General features: G+C 69.5%; 18 protein-coding genes. 7 read left to right on the forward strand and 11 right to left on the reverse strand.

What is annotated here, in order from left to right; all coding sequences use genetic code 11:
• Positions 1-40 precede the first annotated feature (40 nt).
• Entirely contained in the window at positions 41-1,558 is a 1,518-nt protein-coding gene (locus tag ACWCOV_RS06975) for a TldD/PmbA family protein (protein WP_449828298.1), read from the forward strand.
• Positions 1,555-2,964: a metallopeptidase TldD-related protein gene (locus ACWCOV_RS06980; RefSeq protein ID WP_449828299.1), complete on the forward strand. Its 1,410-nt coding sequence runs from the start codon at positions 1,555-1,557 to the stop codon at positions 2,962-2,964. Before ACWCOV_RS06975 ends, ACWCOV_RS06980 begins: the two co-directional genes overlap by 4 nt.
• A 122-nt stretch (positions 2,965-3,086) precedes the next feature.
• Here ACWCOV_RS06980 and ACWCOV_RS06985 read toward each other — a convergent pair whose 3' ends face one another.
• Both ACWCOV_RS06985 and ACWCOV_RS06990 read right to left on the reverse strand, forming a co-directional pair.
• Positions 3,087-3,506, reverse strand: coding sequence for a DUF805 domain-containing protein (locus ACWCOV_RS06985; protein WP_449828300.1), 420 nt, complete (start codon positions 3,504-3,506; stop codon positions 3,087-3,089).
• 188 nt (positions 3,507-3,694) lie between these two features.
• Entirely contained in the window at positions 3,695-4,363 is a 669-nt protein-coding gene (locus ACWCOV_RS06990; protein ID WP_449828301.1) for a class I SAM-dependent methyltransferase, read from the reverse strand.
• Positions 4,364-4,693: 330 nt separating this feature from the next.
• Between ACWCOV_RS06990 and ACWCOV_RS06995 the strand changes: the two genes are divergently transcribed.
• Positions 4,694-6,628, forward strand: a complete 1,935-nt coding sequence (locus ACWCOV_RS06995) for an SCO7613 C-terminal domain-containing membrane protein (protein ID WP_449828302.1) — start codon at positions 4,694-4,696, stop codon at positions 6,626-6,628.
• A gap of 76 nt (positions 6,629-6,704) precedes the next feature.
• On the forward strand, positions 6,705-8,243 hold the full coding sequence (locus ACWCOV_RS07000; protein ID WP_449828303.1) for a PfkB family carbohydrate kinase: 1,539 nt from the start codon (positions 6,705-6,707) through the stop codon (positions 8,241-8,243).
• A gap of 3 nt (positions 8,244-8,246) precedes the next feature.
• On the opposite strand, the gene ACWCOV_RS07005 is transcribed toward ACWCOV_RS07000, so the two are convergent.
• Positions 8,247-9,212 (reverse strand): Mom family adenine methylcarbamoylation protein, encoded by a 966-nt coding sequence (locus tag ACWCOV_RS07005; RefSeq protein ID WP_449828304.1) that lies wholly within the window; start codon positions 9,210-9,212, stop codon positions 8,247-8,249.
• 363 nt (positions 9,213-9,575) lie between these two features.
• Here ACWCOV_RS07005 and ACWCOV_RS07010 point away from each other — a divergent pair, with 363 nt between their 5' ends.
• Entirely contained in the window at positions 9,576-9,731 is a 156-nt protein-coding gene (locus ACWCOV_RS07010) for a hypothetical protein (RefSeq protein WP_360529241.1), read from the forward strand.
• 76 nt (positions 9,732-9,807) lie between these two features.
• Entirely contained in the window at positions 9,808-11,211 is a 1,404-nt protein-coding gene (locus ACWCOV_RS07015; RefSeq protein ID WP_449828305.1) for an amidase, read from the forward strand.
• Here the strand turns inward: ACWCOV_RS07015 and ACWCOV_RS07020 are convergent.
• Genes ACWCOV_RS07020 through ACWCOV_RS07045 form a run of 6 tightly spaced genes read right to left on the reverse strand, consistent with a single transcriptional unit; the run spans position 11,195 to position 19,011 of the window.
• The gene (locus tag ACWCOV_RS07020; protein ID WP_449828306.1) at positions 11,195-12,226 is read right to left on the reverse strand and encodes a hypothetical protein; all 1,032 of its coding nucleotides are present in this window, start codon (positions 12,224-12,226) and stop codon (positions 11,195-11,197) included. The two genes, ACWCOV_RS07015 and ACWCOV_RS07020, sit on opposite strands and share 17 nt — an antisense overlap.
• 50 nt (positions 12,227-12,276) lie before the next feature.
• Complete coding sequence (locus tag ACWCOV_RS07025) at positions 12,277-14,040, reverse strand: IucA/IucC family protein (RefSeq protein WP_449828307.1); 1,764 nt, start codon at positions 14,038-14,040, stop codon at positions 12,277-12,279.
• Positions 14,037-15,329, reverse strand: coding sequence for a lysine N(6)-hydroxylase/L-ornithine N(5)-oxygenase family protein (locus ACWCOV_RS07030; RefSeq protein ID WP_449828308.1), 1,293 nt, complete (start codon positions 15,327-15,329; stop codon positions 14,037-14,039). Before ACWCOV_RS07030 ends, ACWCOV_RS07025 begins: the two co-directional genes overlap by 4 nt.
• 1 nt (position 15,330) lies before the next feature.
• Complete coding sequence (locus tag ACWCOV_RS07035; protein WP_449828309.1) at positions 15,331-15,855, reverse strand: GNAT family N-acetyltransferase; 525 nt, start codon at positions 15,853-15,855, stop codon at positions 15,331-15,333.
• Positions 15,856-15,865: 10 nt separating this feature from the next.
• Positions 15,866-17,503 carry an IucA/IucC family protein gene (locus ACWCOV_RS07040; RefSeq protein ID WP_449828310.1) on the reverse strand — a complete coding sequence of 546 codons (1,638 nt, stop codon included), beginning with the start codon at positions 17,501-17,503 and terminating at the stop codon, positions 15,866-15,868.
• A 17-nt stretch (positions 17,504-17,520) separates the two neighbouring features.
• Positions 17,521-19,011 carry a pyridoxal phosphate-dependent decarboxylase family protein gene (locus tag ACWCOV_RS07045; protein WP_449828311.1) on the reverse strand — a complete coding sequence of 497 codons (1,491 nt, stop codon included), beginning with the start codon at positions 19,009-19,011 and terminating at the stop codon, positions 17,521-17,523.
• A gap of 278 nt (positions 19,012-19,289) precedes the next feature.
• On the opposite strand from ACWCOV_RS07045, the gene ACWCOV_RS07050 reads away from it, so the two are divergent.
• Positions 19,290-20,525 carry a tetratricopeptide repeat protein gene (locus ACWCOV_RS07050; protein WP_449828395.1) on the forward strand — a complete coding sequence of 412 codons (1,236 nt, stop codon included), beginning with the start codon at positions 19,290-19,292 and terminating at the stop codon, positions 20,523-20,525.
• Here ACWCOV_RS07050 and ACWCOV_RS07055 read toward each other — a convergent pair.
• A complete protein-coding gene (locus ACWCOV_RS07055) occupies positions 20,513-21,811 on the reverse strand; it encodes a serine hydrolase domain-containing protein (RefSeq protein WP_449828312.1) in 1,299 nt (432 codons plus the stop codon). The genes ACWCOV_RS07050 and ACWCOV_RS07055 overlap by 13 nt on opposite strands.
• On the reverse strand, positions 21,808-24,579 hold the full coding sequence (gcvP, locus tag ACWCOV_RS07060; RefSeq protein ID WP_449828396.1) for an aminomethyl-transferring glycine dehydrogenase: 2,772 nt from the start codon (positions 24,577-24,579) through the stop codon (positions 21,808-21,810). Before gcvP ends, ACWCOV_RS07055 begins: the two co-directional genes overlap by 4 nt.
• Positions 24,580-24,587: the final 8 nt, after the last annotated feature.

Genomic DNA, 24,587 nt, shown 5'->3' on the forward strand with positions numbered 1-24,587 from the left:
ACCGCAGGCGCACAGCAGGTTCCGTGTATAGGGTCGTGATGTGCCAGAAGTCGATGCGAGTTTTCTCGCCCTTCCCCGTCATGAGCTTGCCGAGGCCGCCCTGCAGCGGGCCAAGAACCTCGGCGCGACCTTCGCCGAGTTCCGGCTGGAGCGGATCCGGTCGGAGTCGATCTCGCTGCGCGACAGCCAGCTGGAGAACGCCCAGGACGACGAGGACCTCGGCCTCGCGGTCCGGGTGATCCACGACGGCACCTGGGGGTTCGCCGCCGGCGTCGCGCTGACCAAGGACGAGGCAGTCCAGGTCGCCGAGCAGGCCGTGAACATGGCCCAGGTGTCCCGGCCGATCAACGCCGAGACGATCGAGCTGGCCGACGAGCCCGTCTACACCGGGGTCACCTGGGTGTCGTCGTACGAGATCGACCCGTTCAGCCTGCCCCGCACCGAGAAGATCGCGCTGCTGACCGACTACAGCGACCGGCTGCTCAACGCCGACGGCGTCGCCCACGTCAGCGTCAGCGTCGCCTCGATCCACGAGTGCAAGTACTACGCGAACTCCGCGGGCACGTCGTACACCCAGCAGCGGGTCCGGATCGGTCCGAAGATCACCGCGTTCGCGGTCGACGCGGACAGCGGCCGGTTCGACTCGATGAGCACCTGCGCGCCGCCGGCCGGCCGCGGCTGGGAGTACCTCACCGGCACCGGCTGGAACTGGGACGACGAACTGGCCCAGCTCCCCGGCTGGCTGGCCGAGAAGATGGCCGCCCCGACCGTCGAGGCCGGCGTGTACGACGTGGTGATCGACCCGACCAACCTCTGGCTCACCATCCACGAGTCGATCGGCCACGCCACCGAGCTCGACCGCGCGCTCGGCTACGAGGCCAACTACGCCGGCACCAGCTTCGCCACCATCGACAAGCTCGGCACGCTGAAGTACGGCTCGCCGATCATGCACGTCACCGGCGACCGCACCGCCGAGCACGGCCTGTCCACCGTCGGGTACGACGACGAGGGCGTGGCCGGCCAGCAGTGGGACCTGGTGAAAGACGGCGTCCTGGTCGGCTACCAGGTGGACCGGCGGATGGCGAAGGTCAACGAGGACCTGCTCGGCACGCCGCGCTCCAACGGCTGCGCGTACGCCGACTCGTCCGGCCACATCCCGATCCAGCGGATGGCCAACGTCTCGCTGCAGCCGGCGCCCGGCGGCCCGTCCACCGAGGAGCTGATCTCCCGGGTGCGGAACGGCATCTACATCGTCGGCGACAAGTCCTGGTCGATCGACATGCAGCGGTACAACTTCCAGTTCACCGGCCAGCGGTTCTACAAGATCACCGACGGCAAGCTGGACGGCCAGGTCCGTGACGTCGCGTACCAGGCGACCACGACCGACTTCTGGGGCTCGATGGAGGCGATCGGCGGCCCGCAGACGTACGTCCTCGGCGGCGCGCTGAACTGCGGCAAGGCCCAGCCCGGCCAGAGCGGCGCCGTCAGCCACGGCTGCCCGTCCGCCCTGTTCCGCAGCGTCAACATCCTCAACACCACGCAGGAGGCCGGCCGGTGACGACCGCCATTCAGCTCACCCCGCAGGACACCATCGAGCGGGGTCTCGCCCAGGCCGCGGCCGAGGGCGCCGACGGCTGCGTCGTCATCGTCACCGAGACGTCGAGCACGAACCTGCGCTGGGCCAACAACACCCTGACCACCAACGGCGCCATGCGCGGCTCCAGCGTGACCGTGATCGCGACCGTCGGAGCCGGCGAGGGTACGGCGGCCGGAGTGGTCGGCCGCTCCTCGGTCACCGACGCCTCGTTGCGGGACATCGTGGCTGCCGCGGTGGCGACCGCACGGTCGTCGAGCCCGGCCGAGGACGCCCGCCCGCTGGTCGACGGCTCCGCCGGCGCGGACTGGGACGCCGAGCCCGAGGAGACCTCGGTCAGCGTCTACGAGAAGTTCGCGCCCGCCCTCGGCGACACCCTCAAGCGGGCCGGCCACGAGAACCGCTGGCTCTACGGCTTCGCCGACCACCAGGTCACCACTCTGTATGTCGGTTCGTCCGCCGGACTGCGGCTTCGGCAGGCCCTCCCCCGCGGTTTCGTCACCGCGACCGGCAAGTCGGGCGACCTCAGCCAGTCCGCGTGGGTCGGCGCCGCCACCCGCGACTTCACCGACATCGACGCGCACGCGATCGACGCCGAGCTGACCCGTCGCCTCGGCTGGGCGCGCCGGACCGTCTCGGTGGAGGCCGGCCGACACCCGACCGTGCTGCCACCGGCTGCGGTTGCCGACCTCACGACGTACCTGTACTGGTGCTTGGACGGGCGGGAGGCGTTCGAGGGGCGCAGCGTGTTCGCCAAACCGTCAGGTGGAACGCGGGTCGGCGAGGTGCTGTCGCCGCAGCCGGTGCACCTGCGGTCCGACCCGCAGTTCCCCGGGCTGGAGACGTATCCGTTCGCGGTGGCCCGGTCGTCCGGTGGCTCGTCCAGCGTGTTCGACAACGGGCTCAGGCTGCGCGCGACGGACTGGATCCGCGGCGGCAAGCTCGAGGCGCTGATGACCAGCCGGCACACGGCCGACCTGATCGGCGCGCAGGCCGAGACACCGGACATCGACAACTACGTGCTGACCGTCGACGGCGCGAGCGGCTCCACCGACGACCTGGTCGCCGGGCTCGACCACGGGCTGCTGCTGACCTGCCTCTGGTACATCCGGATGGTGGATCCGCAGACCCTGCTGCTCACCGGGCTGACCCGTGACGGCGTGTACCTGGTCGAGAACGGCGAGGTGACCGGCGCCGTGAACAACTTCCGGTTCAACGAGAGCCCGGTCGACCTGCTGGCCCGCTTCACCAAGGCCGGCGCCACCGTGCCGTCGTTCTCCCGCGAGTGGGGCGACTACTTCTCCCGGACCGCGACGCCGCCGCTGCTCGTACCGGACTTCAACATGTCGACGGTCAGCCAGGCCAGCTGATTCTCTGTCCACAAGGCCAGAACTTATCCACAGGTCCACATTTTCCGAAGATTTCCACAGGACAGCACAACGCCCCGCGAACCTGAGTTCGCGGGGCGTTGTGTCAGCTCTGAACGGGCAGCTCAGACCGTCGGGTAGCCCGGCTCGGCCGGACCCGCGCCCGGCTGGCCGAAGCGCTCGGCGGCCTTCGGGTCGGGGCCGTACTGGTTGTCGCCGACGGTGCCCTCCTGGGCGGCCAGCACGATGAACCAGATGAAACCGACACACGGGATCAGGTTGATCAGGATCCACCAGCCGCTGCGGTTGGTGTCGTGCATCCGGCGGATGCCCACACCGATGGACGGCAGCAGGACCGCCAGGCTGTAGATCGAGCTGATCACACCCGAGTTCGCCGAGCCGTACGTCGTCCCGATGATGTTGTCGATGATGCTCAGGATGATCGAGACGATGACGTTGAAGAGCACGAACATCCAGTACTCTTTGCGCCGGGCTCGCCCGTCGAACACGGCGTACTTCTTGAGGACCTCGATGTACCACTGCATTGCTGATTCTCCGATGGTCGAATGTGAGACGCGGACAGAGCCTGTCGGAACCGGTCGGGTTCGTCAATGCAACTTTTCGCTTTGGTGACCACACCGCAACCTGGCGCGCCGCAGCTAGAGTGAACTTCACCTTTTCGGAACCGGGTACTGCTAGAGCCGGCTTCAGCTTCCCGCCGGGGAGTGCGCAATCAGCTTGCTGGGTTGGGTTTCGCGAGCGCCACCCGCCACAGCCGGCGGGCGCCCTCGGCGTACGACGTGGTGTCGTCGACCCGCCAGCGGTCGGCCAGCTCGCGGATCAGCGTCTCGTCGAAGAACCGGCCCACGAATCCGTCGTGCTCCGACAGCCCGTCCTCGAGCTGCTGCCGATGAGCCGAGCACGGGTCGTCGGCCGACCAGACGGCGTACACGAAGAGCCCGCCCGGCCGTAGGACGCGGTGGATCTCGCCGACCAGTGAGCGAAGCTCGCCGCGTGCGAACGCCATGTTCAGCAGGAGGTTCGCGAACACCGCGTTGACGGTCGCGTCGGCGGGCGGCAGCGGGTCGCGGACGTCGTGCAGCGCCGCCGTGACCCGGTCGTCGAGGCCCTCGCGCTGCGCGTCCAGCCGGAGCTGGTCGAGCGCGGACTCGGAGAAGTCGGTGGCGTGCACGCTGAATCCCTGCCGCGCGAGGAAGAGCGCGTCGCGCCCCTGCCCGGCGCCCAGCTCCAGGACGTCATCGATGCCTGCGGCACCGAATGCCTCGGCGGCCCAGCGCGCGGCCGCGGACGGTTCCGTCCCGTGCAGGTGCGGCTGCTGCTTGTACGCCGTCTGCCAGCGTTCCTGCTGAGCCCTCGCGAGCTCGACATGTCCAGTGTTCATGGTGCTCCCCGTGTTCGTCACGCCAATCTGGACGACCGGCAGACCGCAGCAGCCTACGTCACGAATTGAGTAGACGTACTCACGCGGGCACCCGTTCCGGCTCGCGATAGTGAGGTGAGACTCAGGAGGAACGCCATGAACACGCAGGTTTCCGCCCCCTTGGAGTGCCCGGCTTGTCACACACTGCTACACCTCACGGTGGAAGCACCCCCACAGCCCGCGCCGGCCTTCCCGCCCCCAGCTCCGCCGGCGCCAGTCCACCCGCCTGCGCCCTACTACCCACCGCCTCCGCCACGTGGAGTCCCGGCGCCTGTTCATACCCCTCCGCCGGTGCGCCGACCGGCGACTAGCTTCCAGCAGCCTCTCCCACCGCCACCTCAGCCGGTACGCCGACCCACCCCACCGCGACGGCGGCTGAGTCCACAGGCCACCCTGCTCAGCCTCGGCGTACTCCTGCTGCTCGCGGCAGGCGTCACCTTCCTCGCGGTCAACTGGGACAGCCTGCCCGTCGCCGCGCAGGCGGGCATCATCGGCACCCTCGCCGCCCTCGCCTTCGCCGGAGCCGTCCCCGCCAGCCGTAGCTCCCTCGCCGCGTCCGCCGAAGCCCTCGGCATCCTCGGCTCCGGCCTCCTCATCCTCGACCTGTACGGCGCCCGCGCCCTCGGACTGTTCTCCGCCGAGACCGTCGACGACCTCACCTACAGCGCGATCGTCTTCGCCGCCGTTGCCCTGGTCAACCTCCTCATGACTCGGCTGGCACCGAAGGTCGTCACCTTCGGCGTCACCACAGTCATCGCCGGCCAGCTTCCCCTTCCGCTGGTCCTCGTCGACCGGGTCAGCCTGCCGTGGCTGCTCGCGGCCCTGCTCGCCCAGGTGGTCGCGACACTCGTCCTGTCGGCGAAGGGTACGGCGATCGTCCGCCGTACCGGAGAGATCACCTCGGCGGTCGTCTTCTGCGGCATCCTTGCCACCGGCATGGTCCGGACCTTCACGGCACTGCTGGCCGACTACGCCGTCGACTTCAGTCGTACGTCGTTGTCCGGCGTCCTCGGTGACACGTCGTTCGAGGCGCCACTCGCGACGGTGGTCGCCACCACCGTGGTTGTCTGCGTCGCCGCGGTCACCGGCATCCTCATCCTGCGGAAGCGGCCGCTCCCAGCATCCATCACCCAGGGCCTCGGCGAGGCCGTCTGCGCTGCCGCCGCCGGCTTCGTCGTCGCGACGTGCCTGCCGCAGGTCCCCGGACCGGGCCGCTGGCTGACAACCGGCCTCTTTGCGGTTCTCGGAATCGCGGTGATCCTGCGAGGTCGCCGTACCGGAACGAGCTCGTTGATCCTGCACACGGCGACGATCACCGTTGCCGCGGTCAACCTTGTGTTCTGCCTGTGGCAGGCGGACGTCCGGCAGCTCGGGTTCATCGCCGGCATCGTCGCCGTACTGGCCGTCTTCGCCGCGCTGCGCAAGGCGGTCGACGCGGTCCCGGCGGCCGGGGTGGCGAGTGCGGGCGCGCAGTTCGCCGTCGTGATGTTCGTGCTGGACGAGTTCATCGGGCTGTGGGCGGGTGCGGTCAGCCTCGCCGTGATCGGGGCGTGCGGCATCGGGCTCGCCTGCCGGTACGTCGGCCAGCGGTTGGAGCGTGTCCTGATGTGGTCGTCGGCGAGCGCCGTACTGGTCGCCGAGATCGTCGCGGTGCTGGTGTCGACGGAGAGCGCCACCGGGGTCGTGCTCACGATCGCCGCCGCGCCGCTGGTTGCGTACGGCATGAACGCGGCCCGCCGCCCGGCCCTGCTGGTGGCCGGTCTGCTGCTGATCGTCGCCAACACCGCGTTCGTCCTGGCCGCCGGCGCCACCACGATCGAGTGGTTCACCGTCCCGCCCGCGATCGTGATGATCGCGATCGGCGTCCTGGCCTGGCGCGACCAGCCGAGCTGGATCTTCCTCGGCCCCGGCCTGCTGATCGGCCTGGTCCCGTCGGCTTTGATTGCTGACGGCAACGACAGCTGGATCCGCGTCACCCTCGTTGTGGCCGCCGCCCTGACCGTCATCGTCCTGGGCGCCCAACTGGGCCTCCAGGCCCCCTTCGTCATCGGCGCCGCCGTCCTCGCCAAGATCGGCATCTGGCAGTTCCTCGAGGTGGCCCCGCTCATCCCCCGCTGGATCACCCTGGGCACCGCCGGCGCCATCCTCCTCGCCGTCGGCGCCACCTACGAACGCCGCCTCACCCAAGCCAAACAAGCCGCCGCCTGGCTCACCGCGCTCCGCTGACGCGCGCATCCGGTTTCCCCGGTGGCCCGCTGATCCGCATACTTGGTTCGAGACGGATCAGGGACCCGGGGGCCGGATGACCAACCGCGGCGACAAGCAGACGGCGGACGTGCTGCTGCTTGCCAGCGTGCTCGAAAAGCTGCGCACCCACGACGGGCTGACCGTCGCCCGGCTGCACGCCACCCGGACCGGCATCGCGGCCCCACTGATGGAGCTGGCCGCGACCCGCCGGTTCGCCACCGTCCACGAGCTCGACGTCGCCTCCGCCGCCTTCGACCTGGTCGCCACCTGCGTCCGCGACGACCTGCACGGCACCCAGCAGATCGTCGCCGACGCGATCCTCGCCCTCGGCCTGCACACCGACAACCACAACCAGGCCGGCATCGAGGACCGCATCACACGTTCGCTTTACAGCACGTCCCTCGGCCGCCGCCGCGAGACCCTGCTCGCGAACTGGCACCGCCTGCACCAGGCCCTCGGCCACCAGCCTGGCGAGGCCCCGAGCGACCGTGCGCTCCGCGGCACCACCGAACCCGCCGTACTGCGGGAACTCGCCAACCAACTCATCCGCCGCGACATCTACTCGGTCGGCTCGAAGACCGTCGTGATGATCGACGCCGCCCCGGCCGTCGACGTCGCACCGGCCGGCCGGATCATCGTGGTCGGCGGCGCGGTGATGGACGCGACCTTCCGGATGCGAACACTGCCGGCACCCGAGACGTCGAGCGAGGCCTACAGCTTCGACCTGTCGCCCGGCGGCAAAGGCCTGAACCAGGCGGTCGCAGCGGCCCGCCTCGGCCTGCACACCTCCCTGATCGCCGCGGTCGCCGACGACCGCTTCGGCGACGAGATCGTGCAGTACCTGCGGGACGAAGGCGTCGACACCTCACTGGTCAAGCGGGTGCGCGGCGGACGGACGCCGTTCACCGGAGTCTTCGAGAAGGAACTCGGCGACAGCATCGCGGTCAACTGGCGCAACCAGGCCGAGGTCTACCTGGCCCCGGAGGACATGGACGATCGGTACGAGCAGCTGATCGAGTGCGACGCGTTGCTGATGACGTTCGAGGTGCCGCGGGCGACGATGCAGCACACCCTCGCGATCGCCCACCGCGACCCGGACAACCGCCCGGTGGCGATCGTTACCCCGGGCCAGCCGTACGAGGACGAACGCATCTCGGGTGACACCTTCGGCCGGATCGACTACCTCGTCGCGCACCCCTGGGAGCTCGGCAGCTTCGCCTCGCAGGGACACGGCCCGTTCGACCCGGACCCGGTCGCCCGGAACCTGCTTGCCTTCGGCGTCGAGACGCTCTGCATGCTGGTCAACGGCGGCTGCACGGTGTACTCCGGCCCGGCCCACGACGTCCTGATGGTGCCGACGATCCCGTCCATCTACAAGGAGTCGTCGGCGGCCCGGGACGCCTTCTGCGCGGCGCTCGCGGCCAAGCTCATCGACAACGACCGGAAGTTCACCGAGAAGGTGGCGATCTGGGCCGCCGCCGCCATGTCGTGCGCGACCGCCGACTTCCCGCTCTCCAACTCCATGCCCGACCGCAAGCGCATCGAGGGTCTGCTCGCGCGTTCCCCCTTCAGCGCGAACGGCGGCACCGCCTGAACGTCAGCGACGGAGGCGGCGCTGCTCGACCAGGGGAACGGCCTCGGTCTCGCCGCGGATGCGGCAGCAGTAGATGACCGAGTCGAGCAGCTTGGCCCGGCTCTGCTCGAACCGACCGTGTGGGTAGGCGGCCCGCAACTCGGCCAGGTTCGCGCCGCCGAAGCGGGTCCGGAGCTGACGCGGGCTCGCGTAGACGCCGTCGACGTACAGGTAGGGGCGTGCCTCGATCGACATCCACTGCTGCCAGTTGGCCGCCCGGTAGCTCGAACCGACGAATCCCAAATTGGGATCGACCGCGGTGGTGAGCAGTTGAACCGCTGGAATCTCCCGCCGGATCACCTGCCGGACTTTCGCCAGCAGAAAGGAGATCGCATTCGGCGGCGCGACGTCGAACGAATACACCCGGGACACGTCCCAGGCCGCGCCCAGCGGCACCCCGAACTGCGCCTGCAACTGCCGTCCGACCCGCATCCATTCCAGCGACGAAACGCTGCACAACGTCACCGGGAGCTTGTTCACCGGATCCACCAGGGCGAAGTTGAGTGATCCCGGACGGGCGCTGCGCAGGTAATGCAGACGGCTGAAGATCTGGTCCGCCTCGAGATGTCCGAGCCGCACGAAACGCAGGTCCGGAAGTGCGTACTTGTCGGTCGGAATCAGTTTCTGGATACTTCGCTGGTCGTGCGCCAGCCGGCCCGCGTTGCGATTCAGCTCGGCGACCACCTGGTTCCGGCCGACGGTCCCGTTCGGACGCGCCAGCCGTGGCAGGTGCAGCAGGGTGCGGACACTCAGGGCCCGGTGCGGCACCTCGTGCCGGCGCACGGCATCGGCCAGCAGGTCGGCGAACTCCGGAGCGGGCCGTCGGCAATCATCGAGCGAGAACCGGTCGGCCCGGGGAGGCGCGGCTGCTGGGACTGGAGGCGGTGGGACGACCGCGGGAGCCGCCGGGCCGGCGGCGCTGATCACCACGCCTGCATGCTAACCGACCGCTGCGGCGTCATCGCAACTTCCCAAACAAACGAGTTTTGGCGGCGTGTTGGACCCCTGGCTGCCAGTTGGCAGCCAAGGTTTGCCAACTGGCGCGAAACGGTACGCCGAAACGCGCCGGCGTACCGCCGGACGCCGCCAAAGCCGCAACCACCGCTGCGGGCACGATGCCAAAATCATGTCCGGACATAGCCGGTGGTGCCAATTTTTCTGGATTGACAACCGATTGTCGTGACGTTCACTGAAAGCGTAACCAGAACCGCCGATACGCCGACTCACTCTAACCCAGGAGCGGCGAAAGACAAGCAACCAAGGGAAGTGAACCGAAGGAAAAGAGGAAACGCCATGCCTCCCAACGAATTCGTCGCGACCGTCGTCGTGCTGGCCAGTGCGATACTCCTGATCTCCTTCTGGAAACAGATCCTGTTCATTCTGCTCTTCGGAGTGGTCATGGTCTTCTGCTTCGGCCTCTACAACGTCGCCGCCGCGATGGGACGCTGATCTCCAGCCGCAATCTCAGCCGCTCGACACCCGCCCGGGGCTCCCCGGGCGGGTATTTTTTCGTAGGCTCGCAGACGTGAGTGACTCCGCCGCGGATCTCAGCCTGACCGAGGTGCTCCGATTACTGGGGCAGCGCAAGCTCTCCGCGCGCGAGCTCGTCGAGGACTGCCTGCGCCGGATCGACCTGGCCGAGCCCGCCGTCCGTGCCTTCGTCACCCTCACTCCCGAGCTGGCGCTGGAGGCCGCAGTCCGGGCGGACGAAGCGAGGGCGGCGAGCGAGCCGGTCGGCCCGCTGGCCGGCGTACCGGTTGCCGTGAAGGACGTGTTCCTCACCAAAGGAGTGCTCACGACCGCGGGCAGCCAGGTGCTGGCCAACTACGTCCCGGCCGAGGATGCCGCCGTCTGGGAACGTCTCGCCGCCGCCGGCGCCGGGATGCTCGGCAAGACGACGACCCACGAGTTCGCCTACGGTACGGCGTCCACCCCGACGGCCAACCCGTGGGACGTTCGCCGTACCCCTGGTGGATCGTCGGGTGGATCCGCGGCCGCGCTCGCCGGACGCATGGTCCCGATCGCGACCGGGACCGACACCGGCGGTTCGCTCCGCATCCCGGCGGCCGCCTGCGGCGTCTCCACCCTGCGCAGCGCCCGCGGCCGCATCTCCCGGTACGGCGTCATCCCGCTGAGCCCGTCGTTCGACGTCGCCGGCCCGATGGCGCGCCGGATGCTCGACATCTCGATCCTGATGCGCGTGCTGGCCGGCCACGATCCCCGCGACCCGGCGTCTCTCGACGAACCGTGCCCGCCGTACCCGCTCGAGCCACCGGACGATCTCACCGGGGTCCGGATCGGCCTGCCGATCGAGATGTCCTGGCAACGCGTCGACGAGCGGATCGCGGTGGTCTGCCGGGAAGCGCTCGACCTGCTCGTCGGCCGCGGCGCCGTACTGGTCGAGATCGAGAACCCGCCGAGCACCAAGGTGGTCCTGGAGAAGTCCACCGGCGTGTTCGACACGATCAACGAAAGCGAAGCGCACCAGATCCACGACGCCCTCGTCCCGCACAGCCATCTCTACACACCCCAGGTCCGCGAACGCGTGCGCAAGGGCGAGCGCATCAGTCCAGAGCGCTACAACGCGGCGCTCCGCCTCCGCGACCAGTGGACCCGCGACTGGCGACAACTCATGCTGTCCCATCGCCTGGACGCGATCGCCCACCCCACCATCGACGCCGCTCCCCCGGTGATCGACCACACCCGCCCACCCAAAGGCCCCCGCATCCGCCTCTCGGTCCCCTGGTCCATCGCCGACTTCCCCGCCCTCAGCGTCCCCGCCGGCTTCGACGCCCGCGCCCTCCCCGTCGGCCTCTCGCTAGCCACCCTCCCCGAACACGAAGCCAACCTCCTGTCCCTGGGCATCCGCATAGACGAAGACCTCCAACTCTGGCGCCACGGCCCCCCAACCGCTATTTCGGACCACTGAGCACAGCCCCACTCAACGCCAGCAACCCAGCCCCCACCAACGCCGCCCCAATCCGCACTCCCACCGGCGATCCGTCCCCGAGAATCGCAGGCAGAGCCACCAGTACGGCGCCTGCACTGGCGGCAGTCCAACGGCGGAACATTCTCGAGCGCGATCGACTCACGACCAGTGGGAGTTCGACGAGGGCCGGGATCGTCTGCGGCGCCGCCTTCTCGCTCGCGAGCCTGATCGTCACCCGGGAGAACGTGTCGAAGCTCTGCGCTGTCAGGAACTGCCAGAACTCCACCACGTCGTACTTCAGTGCAACGCGGTACACCTCGTTCGAGGCCGGCCGAAGGTTGGTGCCATCCGGGGTGCAGGTCAGAGTGAACTCGGCCTCCGGGTCGTAGTGGTCGCTCCAGATGTTCGTGACGAGCCGCAGCGACTGCCCGTCGACGGCTTGCATTCGGCCGGCCTCGTCGAACGCCAACGCCTTGCCCCGCTGGGTCTCGACTGGCGCAACCCGCAGGAAGTACGACTTCTCGAAGGTGGGATGCACCGCCAGGCGCCGGGCCGCGGCGAGCCAGCGCTCGGGTACGTCGTCGGTGACTTCCTCGGGCAGTTGGGGGAAGTTGGAGGTCGCTGGGTAGAAGACGCCGGCCTGGTCCGTCTCCAGCTGACCGATCAGGTGCCGGCTCATCGCGACGAGGTCCGCCCGCGACCGCGGGTACTGCTGCAGATTCACGTATCCGCCGACGCGCAGCTTGAAGATGATCATGTCGGCGACGTACTCCGCCTTGGCAACGGTGGCGTAGCGGATCGGCAGCAGAAACGGCTCGGCGCTTCCGACGAACCCCACAACCGCAGTCAGCCCTTCGGCCTGATGACTCGGCACCGCCCGCCGTACCGTCGGCGTCACGAACTTCTCGAGGTAGCGGAGCTGGACGACTGCCCCCGCCGGAGCCGCCAGCACGGTCTGGATGTCCTCCGCGTAGCGCAGTCGGCGGTCGGACGAGAGCAACAGCAGACTCTTCATCGATCCCCCCTCGTCGTGCACCTGGAGATCTACCCAGGAAGCGCTGGCCTCTACCAGGAGCGCAGCGGCGGGATCGAGTCGGCGGCGTGCAGCGGGTTGGGGATGGTGCCGGTGCTGGGGATGGGTGGGCGGGTGTCCAAGTCGGTGTAGCCGAGGGTTAGGCGGTAGGTGTTCAGGGGGTAGCGGGTGAAGGTTCTGCCGGTGAGGGCGGTGGCGGACAGGCGGTCGGCGTGTTCGGGGAAGGTGTCGGCGTAGAGGTCCAGTTCGCCTCGGGTCAGGCCCCAGAAGGCGTCGGGGTCGAGGAGGTTGGTTTCTTCCAGGAGGTTGGCGAGGGGGTTGAGGACGCCCAGCAAGAGGGCGTCGACCAGGTACTGGCGGAGGATGGGCCAGGGTTTGCGAGGGAGGACTCTGGCGTGGGAGTCGGGTTCGGGGCCTCGGGCAAGGATGGGGGTGGTGGAGATGTTGATGTCGTCGACGAGGTCCTTGATGACGATGCGGGCGGGGAGGCCTTCGGGGCCGCAGATGACGGCCAGGTTCTCGCCGTGGGGGTTCACCGTGATGCCGTAGTGGTGCATCAGGTGCAGGAGCGGGCGGAGGACGGCGGAGAGGAGGTGTGAGGTCCATTCGTGGGCGGTAGCGCCGGACTTCTCGATGAAGGCCTGGACCAGAGGGCCTTCGGGGGTTGTGTGCAGTACGGCGGCCAGCGCCCAAGCGGTCTCGTTCGGGAGCAGGCGTGGATCCAGTGGGTCACGCCAGATGCAGCCGAGGGTCTCGGTCCACTGGTACGGGATGCCGGGGGCGCTCGAGAGTTGCGGGTGCCGGACGGTGACGGACGCGACCTCGCCGAGCAACTCGGTGCCGAGTCGGCCGAGCACCTCGTCGCGGTACCACAGGCCGCGCAGCCACTGGGTGATCATCGGCGCCGCCAGCGTGCAGTGCTCGGGGATGCCGCGGTACACCGAGGTGTTGAGGATCTTCAGCGGCAGCTTCACCTGGTAGCGCAGCGGCTGGGAGATGTTCACCATGGTCCGGATCGACTGCGTCGGCAGGTAGTCGTCCGGACCCTCCCCCAGTACGACGATCTCCCCGTTGGCCAGCTCACGCGCCCACTGCGTCCGTACGACGTGGTCCAGCTGCCACGGGTGGCACGGCAACCACACGTACGAGTCCGGATCGACCAACTGACCCCGGAACACCTCCAGCGCCTCCGGCCCCAGCTCGCGTCCGACCACCGCGTGCTCCGACAGGTCCGGCGTACCACGGAACTCCGCAAGCCCCCGGCGTACGGCGAGCCACACCAGACGGAGCGGGGTCCGTGCCTCCGGCGCATACCGCCGGCTGTCCTCGGCAGAGAAGCCCAGCCGCCCCTTGTTGGCCACCAGCAACGGGTGTCCGGTCAGATGTCCTTCCAGCCGACTGTGGTGCAGGTCCAGCAACTCGGACCGCGCGGCAGCCGACGACGCCATCCGTACGTCGGCCGCCAACGTGCTGGCCAACTCCGCCACGTACCCGGCCACAGTGGACCCGTCCAGCCCCAGTACGTCGGCCGCGTCGACCAAAAACTGCACTGGGTCCGTCGCGACCTCACTCTCGTCGTTGCCGAGGATCCCAGCAGTCGTACGGCGTACCGAGTCCGGCGCCACCCGCCAACTCCCGAACGCGCCTCGCGTCGCGGCAAAGGTGTACGACACCGTCCCCAGGTCCAGGCGATTGTCGACCGGCTGCAGCAGGTTCTCGGTGCAGAACTGCGAGATCAGCTTCGCCAGCAGCTCCGCCGAGCACCGGGTCCAGTCGTTCATCCGGGCCGTGCTCATCCGGGGAGGGCGAAGTTCGTGAAGGCGGTGGACTTGGGCAACCGGAACACCTCGCGGCCGGCCACGGCGTTGAGGATGGTGGCGTTGCGGATGGCACCGATCCCGAGGTCCGGCGCCGCGACACCGTGGCTGTGCAGGTCGGCGTTCGAGACGAAGAGCCGGCCGGTCAGCGTGTCCTCGGTGGCGACGCTGTGGTCCCGGTTGATGATCCATCGACCGGCGGCGTCCCGCCGTACCTGGTCTTCCAGCGCAGTCATGAAGGGCAGCGGGCGGTTGCGGTAGCCGGTCGCGGCCACGACCGCGTCGGTGAAGTGCTGGAAGTTCTTGCCGCTGTCGGCGTGGTGCAGCGTCAACTCGATGCCGTCGGCACGGGCCACCGCGGACACGACGCCCACGCCACACTGCAGCTCGACCGGTGCGACTGGCGCAGCGCCGAGGTCTCGTTGATAGAGCACGTCGTGGATGTCGTCGAGCGTGTCGGACGAGATGCCCTTGTAGTGCCGCCATTGGTCCTTGACCAGCTTGTCGCGGGTGGACTCGTCCAGTGCATGGAAGTAGTCGACGTACGACGGCGTCGTCATCTCCAGCACGAGCTTCGAGTAGTCCAGCGGCGCGAACGACGGCGTACGGGTCAGCCACGACACTGCAGGACCACCGGAGCCGTTGGCGCGCAGCAGGTCGAGTGCACACTCGGCGCCGGACTGACCCGAGCCGACGACGGTGACTCGCCCTGCCCGCAGCAAGTCGTCCCGGCGGAACAGGTAGTCGGCGGAGTGCAGGAAGCGCTCCTGCGGCAGCCCGCTCAACGCAGCAGGCACGAACGGCTCAGTACCCACACCGACCACCAGATGCCGCGCCGCCAACACCTCCACTCCGTCGGTGCGCTCCACGGTCAGCTGGAACACCGAGCCGTCCCACGACACGTCCTGGACGTGGTGGCCGAAGTGCAGCGAGTCCAGCTGTGCCGCACACCAGCGCAGGTAGGCCTCGTACTCCCGGCGGGTCGGGTGGAACTTCTCCCGGACGTAGAACTGGTACAGCCGGTCGTTGTCCCGCAGGTACGACAGGAACGACAGCGGATGCGCCGGCTCGACGAGGCTGACCAGGTCGGCCAGGAACGACACCTGCAGCATCGCGTCGTCGAACATCAGCCCGCGGTGCCAGGTGAACTCCGGACGGCTGTCCAGCACCGCGATGCGTACGTCGTCGACACCGTCGGCCAGCGCGGCCAGTCCGAGGTTGAACGGGCCACAGCCGATCGCGATCACGTCATAAGGGGCGGTGTTCATGTCATGCCTCCACGGTCCGGGTGCGGACCATCAGTAGTGCTGTCTTGTCGGGGAGCTGTAGCTCCCCGTGCCGGACGAACCCGGCCGCGGCGAACGCACGGACGGACTGCGTGTTGTCGATGTCGGGCTCGGCCACGACCCGGCGGCAGTCCGGGTCGGACTCCAGCAGGGCGTCGGCCAGTGCGCGCAGCAACCGGCGGCCGAGGCCGCGGCCGATGCGCGTCAGGTCGCCGATGGCGACGTGGACTCCCCAGTCGTGGTCGTCGCTCGGGTAGTACTCGGCCAGCCGGTCGTACCGCACCCGGTACAGCTCGACGTACCCGAAGTCCTCCGAGTCGACCGACACCACACAAGGAGTCGAGTGCTCGCCCGCCGTCTGCGTGCCGAGCTCCTCCACCCACCGCTCGACCGACCAGTCCTGGTGCCACCAACGCTTGATGTGCGGCTGCGCCATCCAGAGCGCGATCGTGGCGGCGTCGTCAGGCCCTGCGGGCCGAAGGTCGAAGCCGTTGTCCAGATGCAACATCGGCCCGACCTCACACAGCACGGTCACCTGGCCGGAGTGGGTTGGGAATGTCTAAGTAGACCGACTGCGCATCCAGCGGGGCCACCACCTCGTCGATGCCGCGCAGCCGCGTCAGCATGTTCGCCTTGCACGGCAACGATTCGGCCTCCAGCCACCGGCGAGCCAGCCGATCACCATCCGGCCCGGCTGCCTTCAGCAGCGGCAACGCGAGCGTCAGCCGATCACGCACCACCCCGAGCAGCGCGTCCTCGTCGGCGATCCCGTCGTAGGCCAGACAGCCGACCACGGCCAGAGCCTGGTTGTGCAGCAGGTAGTAGGTCAGTCGATCGTCGACAATCGGATCATCGACAACCGCCAGCGTCGAGTCGCGCAACCCGGTCACGCCCAACAGGCCACGCAGGTACGACGAAGCCAGGTAGTAACCCTGGTTGTCCCGATACGCCCCGCCCTTGATCCGCCCGACGCCGTCCAGCCGCACCAGCGTGTTCTGCTGATGCGCCTCGAGCCCGATCCCGGTCTCGGCGTACAGGTGCAGCATCGGGATCAGCACGTTGTCGATGTACGACGCCACCCACGCGGCCGGGTCCTCAGCCGCGTACTCGCTCAACCGGCTGACCCCGCCGGGCCGCGGCGCGACCAGACCGGCCAGACACGCGTAGCTGTCGACGTCGGCCAGCACCTCCCGTACGGCGACGTCCAGCCCGGTCAGCGTGGGTCCGCCCTCGTCCAGGGCCACCCACGCCGGATCGCGGACGATGGTGAACCGCGGGTGCGCGGTCGCCGTACCGGCGTTGTACGCCGCGTCCAGCAACCGGTTGATCTCCAGACCGCGGCGCAGCTCGGTCGGCGTCGACTCACGCCGCGAGTTGGTGATCCGCAGACCGAGCGACAGCTTCAGCATCACCGGCAGGTCCGGGTGGTACACGGTCCGCAGGCTCGACGTCGGGTACCACTGGGCCCCCTGCGGACCCAACGCCTTGACGCGGCCGGCCGACACGAGCTCGGCCACCCGTGGACGCTGCAGCACGGCCGCCGCCTGCCAGGGGTGGGCCGGGATCAGCACCCGGCCCGCCGACGGAGTGATGCCCGCCAGCGCGCCCATCAGCTGCAGAGCGTCCAGTCCCTGCAGTGCGGGCGCGCCGGCCACCTGGTCCGACGACACCAGTTCGGCGTCGGCTTCGAACCAGTGCACAGCGAAGCGGCCGCCGAGCTCCGGCGAGTACGCCGCCAGCTCGTCACCGCTCAGTCCGTCCCGGCTCTTGGGCGCCGGGTGGTTCAGATGCCCGAACAGCAGCGCCTGCTCGAACTCCAGGAACCGGCCCGGACCACGCTCGCCGTCGGCCTCGGCGACGAACCGGTCGACGTTGCGGACCGACTCCGCCGTACGCGTCGCCAGGTCGTCGACCTCGGCCGGGTCCGCATCGGTGGACAGCAACCGCACCAGGTCCTCCGGCGCCGGCGGCACGCCGTCCACCAGCACGTCGGTGAACTGGTGCAAACCGGTCCGGGACGCGTGCTCGACCCGCGCGGTCACGGTCGACTCACCGACGTCGAACGCCAGCGGACCGACCGCGACCTGGACCGGCGTCTCCCGGGTGTAGCACCGCAGAATCGCGTTGAGGTGGGCAGCAACTGCTGTTGAGGTCATGGGGCCTCCCGGCACTGTCACGCGGCTCCTTCGCCACTCTCCGCGCGGACGTCCAGGCTGGTGGCGACGACCTGGTCGAGCAGTTCCTCGATGTCCGTCGCGGTGGCGTTCGGGTTCAGCAGCGTCAGCTTCAACGCGACTGCGGCCGGCCGGCCGGCGCGCGCCGGCAGCTTGGTCCGGCCGATCAGCGCCCGTCCGGACGTCAGCAACCGGCGCCGGACCTCCCCCTGGAGAGCGTCCGCCTCGGCCGCCTCCAGGCCCTCCCCCGCGACCCGGAACAGCACCGTGGTCAGGGTCACCGGCGCCAGCAACTCCAGGTTGCTGTCGGCAACGACCCGGGCCGCGGCGGCGTGCGCGAGCTCGTGACAGGTGTCGAGCATTGTGCCCAGCCCGGCCCGCCCGTATGCCGTCAACGTGGTGGCGACTTTGACCGCGTCCGGACGGCGGGTGGTCTGCAGGCTCCGGCCGAGCAGGCCGTCCAGACCGGAGTCGATGTCGTCGGCCGGGTTCAGGTAGTCGACCGAGCGGCCGAACGAGGCGAACCGGTTCTTGTCCGCCACCAGCAGCACGCTGGTCGCGGCCGGCTGCCAGCCGATCTTGTGCAGGTCCAGCGTCACCGAGTCCGCGTGCGGCAGGTCGGCCAGCAGCGGCGCGAGCTGGTCGGAGAACAGCGCGCCGAACCCGTACGCCGCGTCGACGTGCACCCAGGCGCCGTACTGCCGGGCCAGCTCGGCGATCAGCGCGATCGGGTCGACCGATCCGAAGTCCGTCGTACCGGCCGTCGCGACCACCGCGACCGGGGTACGGCCCGGCTTGGCGAGCTCGTCGGCCAGCACGTCGGTGCGCATCCGGAAGTTCTCGTCGGCGGCGATGGTGACCGCGGCATCCTCGCCGAGCCCGAGGGCGGCGCAGGCGCGCTGGACCGAGAAGTGGGCGAGCTCGGAGCAGAACACGACCGGGTGGTCGAGCCCCTGCAGGCCGTTGCGCCGTACGTCGACGCCGACCGTCGCGGCCGCGCTGTCGCGGGCGATCAGTACGGCGAGCAGGTTGGAGATCGAACCACCCGGAGTGAGTACGCCGTCCGCGTCCGCACCGAAGCCGGCCAGGCCGGCCAGCGCCTGGACGACCCAGCGCTCGATCGCCAGCGTCGCCGGGCCGGAGTCGTAGGTGTCCATCGACGCGTTGCTCGCCGAGGCGAGGGCGTCGGCGTCGACCGCGACCTGCAGGACCGGCGGCTGCAGGTGGGCCGCAGCGTGCGGGTGGCTGAGGTCGATCCCGTTGTCCGCGAGCAGCCCCGCGATCAGGTCCAGCGCGGCCGACTCACCGACCCCGGTCGAGGGAATGCGCGGCTCGCCCAGTACGTCGGCGGTCCGCCGCAACACGTCGGCGGGCGAACCGGCCGGCAACGGTCCACGGCCCGGGTCGGCGACGGTCGAGGCCAGTGGCCACGAGGTGAACGGGCTGCGCACCGGGGCGGGCAGCGCAGTCAGACGCGCGGGTTGCGGCATCCAGATCTCCCGAAGAAGTTGTTAGGTAAACCTTAGTAAGGCAGCCCTAACTTAGTCCTTCCGATCAGTACCGTGTCAACTCCGCTGCGTGGCTGTCCAACAGCTGAAACCCCAATCCCTGCAGGAGAAACACCCATCGCCGACCCTGAGGTGTGGCGAGCTTCACGTGGCTGATCTCCGCCCCGGCCGCGGCACCGGTAAATTCCCGCCCCGTCGATGCAACCGACCGCGCGCGGGAAGCATCAAACCTTGCCAAGGGGGTGGTGGGTGTGAAGACCATGCTGCGGCGCCGGCCGATCGGGGCGCTCGGGCTGCTGCTGACGATCGCCGGAGTGGGACTGTGGATCGCCGGTCTCGGGATGGGCAGGACGGTAGCGGTGGTCGGCGCTTTCGTCGCGGTACTGGGCGGCAACACCGACAACGTCCGTGCGTGGTACCTCAGCCTTGCCATCGTCCACGGCAGGCGCGCCCTCAAGCTGTCCGCGGCCGGCCGCTACGAGGAGGCTGAGGAGGACGCAGCCGGGTGGGTCCGGAACGCGCGGAAGCTCGTGTTCGCCCGGCCTGCCGACGTCAAACAGCTCAGCCAGGCCCTGACCTCGCTCTGGTCCGTGCTGACGAAGCTCGATCGGCACGCGGACGCGCTGGTCATCGCCGAGGAAGCGGTCGCCGTCGGACGAATCGCTGCCGCTCGGAGCCACCGGGAGCGGATCTACCTCGCCGATGCTCTCGAACTGCTCGAGTGCAGCGTCTCTGCGCTTCCCGGCGAACGCGTCGGACCGGCAGCCGACGAGCTGATCATGGTGCGCGCGGACATCGCGAACGACGCCGGCAACCGGCATGCCCGGGCGCTCGCGCTCGTCGCCGAGCAGCACACCGACCTGCAGGAGCACGACGCTGCCCTGCCCCTGTTCGAGGAACTGGTCCGCATCCGCCGCAACCTCCCGAACGCACGCGCCAAGCTCGAGTCGGCCCTCACGGACCTGGGCCACTGCCTGACCGAACTCCGCGAGTACGACCGTGCCCGCGCCGCATACGCCGAAGCGGTGGAGATCCGCCGGACGCTCGACGACCTGGACCCGAACCGGCTCGCCGGTCTCCTGTTCAACCTGGCCGGGAGCCTCCGCGAACTCCAGCGGTACGACGACGCCGCGATCGCCGGGGCGGAGGCGGTCGAGATCTTCCGTGCCGACCTGCACTCCGACGAGCCACATCCGAAGGCCGTCGAGAGAGTCACCTGGGCGCTCGGCCTGCTCGCCGACGACCTGCGTGATCTACACCGCCACGAGGAGGCCCTGGCTGCGTACAGCGAGGTGCTGGACGTCTACCGCTCCGCTGAGGAACCGGACGCGCAGTCGATCTCCGACGCTCTGCAGCCGGTCATCCGCACATTGCGCACGCTCGGACGCCACGACGAAGCACGGCCGCTCGAGGATGAGCTGGCCGCGCTTCAGAAGCAGCGCCCGACCGCAGGGACCTATGTGCTGCGGATCCCGGCGCAGGATCAAGCGTCGTAAGGAGTCCGGGTCAGGATGAAGGTGGCCAGGTTCAGGTGGGTCGAGCCGTTGGTTCGGATCACGCGGAGTTTTTCGCCGGCGAAGTAGCCGTCGCGGCCCTGGTAGAGGTCGGGTCCGAGCGGCGAGAAGCGTGAGGTGAGCGCGCCGGTGAGCTGCAGGATGCCGCCGGAGACGGACATCATCAGCGGTGAGTTGCCCCAGTACCAGTGGCCGAGCAGCTCGGAGCCCTGGTCGAGCGTCGGCTCCGGCACCCACTCCTGCGGCAGCAAGGGCTCGTGGCTGACCAGGATGCGGAGCAGGTCCGGCGGCAGCGACGCCACCCGGCCGTACGTCGCGTTGCCCAGCGTCACCGCACCGATCCGGCGGGCCCGGTCGACGAACAGCCCGGCCAGGAAGCCGGGCATCGAGCCGGTGTGGCCGATCAGCAGGTGCGGGTCGTCGGCGATCAGCCGCAGGCCGAGCCCGTACGACGCGGTCAGCCCCTCCCGCGGATCCGCAGCCGACGGCGCCGCCATCTCCTCCACCGTGTCCCGGCTGAGCACCTCGTAGACCGGATCGATCCAGAACATCGCATAGCGGGCCAGGTCCTCGATCGTGCTCCACAACTGCCCGGCCGGCGCCATCGCACCTGCGTCGTACGCGGGCTCATCGACCAACTGCCCGCTGAACGGATGTACCGAGAACCCTTGCGCGGACGGTCCGGCCGGGAAGTACGACGTACGCCGCATCTCCAGCGGGTCGAGGATGCGCTCCTGGACCAGCTCGAGCCAGGACGCGCCACGCAGCCGGGCGACGAGCTCACCGAGCAGGCCGTAGCCGAGGTTCGAGTAGTGGTGCCGCCGGTCGGCCGGACCGGCGGCCAGCGACTCGTCCATCGCGGCCGCCAGCTGCTCGAACGAGACGCCCGGGTTCCGCTCCCACCACGGGCCTTCCGGCTCGGCGTTCATACCGCCGCTGTGCGCGAGCAGGTGCCGGATCGTCCTGTCGCCGAAGGCGATCCCGGGCAGGTGCTTGCCCACAGCATCGTTCAGCGTCAGCAACCCGTCGTCGCGGCACTGCATCACGAGAACGGCGGTCAGCGTCTTCGTGATCGACCCGATCCGGTACTGCACGTCCGGACCGGGCGCCCCGCCGTCCGCCGTCGCGAACTGCCCGCGCGACCCGGTCCACACCAGCGCCCCGTCCCGGACCACCCCGGCATTGACCGACGGCAACTTCCACTCACTCTGCGCCGCCGCAAGCTCAGCGAACAGCGCAGCGGCGGTGTCAGGGCGAACAGAACTCACTCAAAGGCCTCCGGGGATGGGCAGGAGCAGATGAGGTTGCGGTCGCCGTACGCGCCGTCGATGCGGCGGACCGGCGGCCAGTACTTCGACGTGCGGTCGACCGAGCGCGGGAACGCGGCCTCCTCGCGAGTGTAGGCGTGGTCCCACTTGTCGTTGATGACCGACTCGGCGGTGTGCGGCGCGTTCACCAGCGGGTTGTCCGCGGCCGGCCACTCCCCCGCCGCGACCCGGTCGATCTCGTGCCGGATCGCGATCATCGCGTCGCAGAACCGGTCCAGCTCACCGAGGTCTTCGGACTCGGTCGGCTCGACCATCAGCGTGCCGGCCACCGGGAACGACATCGTCGGCGCGTGGAAGCCGTAGTCGATCAGCCGCTTCGCGACGTCGTCGACGCTGATCCCGGTCTCCTTCGTCATCGGCCGCAGGTCGAGGATGCACTCGTGCGCGACCAGGCCGTTCTCGCCGGTGTACAGCACCGGGAAGACGCCCTCGAGCCGCTTCGCCACGTAGTTCGCGGTGAGCACGGCGGCCTTGGTCGCGGCGGTCAGGCCCTCGGCGCCCATCATCCGGATGTAGGCCCAGGAGATCGCCAGCACCCCCGCGGACCCGAACGGCGCCGCGCTGATCGGGCCGACGCCGGACTCCGGCCCGGCCTGGTCCAGCAGCGGGTGGTTCGGCAGGTACGGCGCCAGGTGCTCAGCGACCGCCACCGGGCCGACCCCCGGGCCACCGCCGCCGTGCGGGATGCAGAACGTCTTGTGCAGGTTCAGGTGGCTGACGTCGCCGCCGAACTCACCCGGCTTGGCCAGGCCGAGCAGCGCGTTCAGGTTCGCGCCGTCGACGTACACCTGGCCGCCGTGGTCGTGGACGATCCGGCAGACCTCGGTGACGCTCTCCTCGTACACGCCGTGCGTGGACGGGTAGGTGATCATGATCGCCGCGAGCTTGTCCGCGTGCTCGGACGCCTTCGCGCGCAGGTCGTCCAGGTCGATCGTGCCGTCGTCGTTGCCCTTGACAACGACCACCTTCATGCCGGCCATCACCGCGGAGGCGGCGTTGGTGCCGTGCGCGCTGGCCGGGATCAGGCAGACGTTGCGGTCCTGGTCGCCGTTCGCCCGGTGGTAGCCGCGGATCGCGAGCAGGCCGGCCAGCTCACCCTGGGAGCCGGCGTTCGGCTGGATCGACACCTTCGCGTAGCCGGTCACCTCGGCCAGCCAGCGCTCCAGCTGACCGATCAGCTTCACGTACCCGGCCGCGTCCTCGACCGGCGCGAACGGGTGCAGGTCGGCGAACTCCGGCCAGGTGACCGGCTCCATCTCGGTGGTCGCGTTGAGCTTCATCGTGCACGAGCCGAGCGGGATCATCCCGCGGTCCAGCGCGTAGTCGTAGTCCGACAGCTTGCGCAGGTACCGCAGCATCGCGGTCTCGGACCGGTGCGTGTTGAACACCGGGTGGGTCAGGTAGTCCGAGGTACGGCGCACCGCCTCGGGCAACGCGGTCACGGACACCGCGCCGTCGTACCGCAGGTCGAAGGCGTCGCAGACCGAGCGGAGCGCGTGGGCGTCGGTCTTCTCGTCGCAGGAGATGCCGACGTGGTCGGCGTCGACGAGCCGCAGCCAGATGCCGTTCTGCCGGGCGGCGTCGACCACGTCGGCGGCGCGGCCCGGGACCCGGGCCAGCACGGTGTCGAAGAAGTTGTCGTGGACAACCTCCACGCCGCCGGCCCGCAGCGACTCGGCGAGCTTGCCGGCGTAGTCGTGGACGCGCGCGGCGATCGCCTTCAGGCCGTCCGGCCCGTGGTAGACCGCGTACATCGACGCGACCACGGCCAGCAGGACCTGCGCCGTACAGATGTTCGAGGTCGCCTTCTCACGGCGGATGTGCTGCTCGCGGGTCTGCAGCGCGAGCCGGTACGCCGGTGCGCCGTCGGCGTCGACCGAGACCCCGACGAGGCGACCCGGCAACGACCGCTCGAGGCCGGTGCGCACGGACATGAACCCGGCGTGCGGACCGCCGTAGAACAGCGGTACGCCGAAGCGCTGCGACGACCCGATGACGATGTCGGCGCCGACCTCGCCCGGCGCCTCCAGCAACGTCAGCGCGAGCAGGTCGGACGCGACCGCGACCAGGGTGTCGCGCTCGTGCGCGGCCTCGACCAGCGGCTTCAGGTCGCGGACCACGCCGCCGGCGCCCGGGTACTGCACCAGGAAGCCGAAGAAGTCGCCCTCGGGCAGGCCGTCGGTGGTGTCGGCGACCACGACGTCGATCCCGAGCGCCTCGGCCCGGGTCTGCACCACCGCGATGGTCTGGGCGAAGCAGTCCGCGTCGACCAGGAACCGGTCCGACTTGCTCTTCTTGTTCGACCGGTGCGCCAGCGTCATCGCCTCGGCGGCCGCGGTGCCCTCGTCGAGCAGCGACGCGTTCGCGGTCGGCAGGCCGGTCAGGTCGGAGACCACGGTCTGGAAGTTCAGCAGCGCCTCGAGCCGGCCCTGGGAGATCTCCGGCTGGTACGGCGTGTACGCCGTGTACCAGGCAGGGTTCTCGACCAGGCGGCGGACGATGACGGACGGGGTGAAGGTGCCGTAGTACCCCTGGCCGATCATCGAGGTGGCGACGTTGTTGCGCGCGGCGAGCTGGCGCAGCTCGTGCAGCGCGTCGACCTCGGAGGCCGGGTCGGGCAGCCGGAGCGCCTCGGCGGACCGGATCGACGCGGGGACGGCGGCGTCCACGAGCGCGTCGACGTCGTCGTACCCGAGAAGCTGGGTCATCCGCGCGA

This window comes from Kribbella sp. NPDC002412 (genome assembly GCF_053592935.1).